Source organism: Leucobacter sp. M11, from assembly GCF_035726885.1.
Taxonomy (GTDB): Bacteria; Actinomycetota; Actinomycetes; order Actinomycetales; family Microbacteriaceae; genus JAPFRB01.
The window spans coordinates 11,537-12,318 of the sequence record NZ_JAPFRB010000005.1 but is presented as its reverse complement, the minus strand read 5'-3'; the positions used below and the strand labels follow the sequence as shown (position 1 = coordinate 12,318).

At 72.4% G+C, this 782-nt stretch carries 1 protein-coding gene; it reads left to right on the top strand.

The features are described from left to right. Positions 1 to 351: 351 nt before the first annotated feature. A partial coding sequence (locus tag OOT08_RS15290; protein ID WP_325093706.1) for a TetR/AcrR family transcriptional regulator occupies positions 352 to 782 on the top strand: 431 nt, incomplete at its 3' end.

Sequence of the window (782 nt, the reverse complement as noted above, 5' to 3'; positions counted from 1 at the left end):
CGATGGCCGCGCCGGTCCCGCCGAAGATCAGGATGACCCCGAGCGCGGCGCCGAGCAGTGTTCGGGTTGCGTGCGTGCGGGTTGCGTGCGTGCGGGTTGCGTGCGTGCGGGTTGCGTGCGTGCGGGTTGCGCGCGTGCGGGTTGCGCGCGTGCGGCGCGCGGGACTGCGTCGAGACATCGGATTCCCCCCTATTCCTCTGCCGAGTGTAGTCGGGGGCGGGGTGGCTCTTTCGGCGGCGCGGAGCGGGTGCGTGCACCTTTCAAGAATTCGGAGTAGACTCCATATTGCGCCGAGCGGGCGGGTGTGTCAGCCGTACTCCCGCCTCAGCCGCTCAGAAACGGGGTGATCGCGTGGCCGGAGCAGGGCAGGGTTCGCCGGGCCCCCGCGAGCGCAACCGGCAAGAGCGGAGCGCGCGCATCCAGGGGGCGGCTCGGGACCTCTTTTCCGCGCAGGGCTACGCCGCCACGACGACGCAACAGATCGCCGACCGCGCCGGGCTCCCCATCGCCACCCTGTTCCGCTACGCCCGGAGCAAGGCCGAGCTGCTCATCCTCGTCACGAACGACAGCTTTGATGCGTCGGTCCGGCAGGGCATCTCGGCGGCCGCGGGGCACGCCGAGCCGGAGGCGGCGTGCCGGGCGCTCCTCGCCCCCGTGGTGCGGGCGGGGCTCTCCGCTCCCGAGCTGACGGGGCACTACCAGCGCGAACTCACGTTTGGGGCGACCGATGACCCCGGCCGCGCCGCGGGTCTGCGCATCGTCGCGGAGTTGACCGGGGAGCT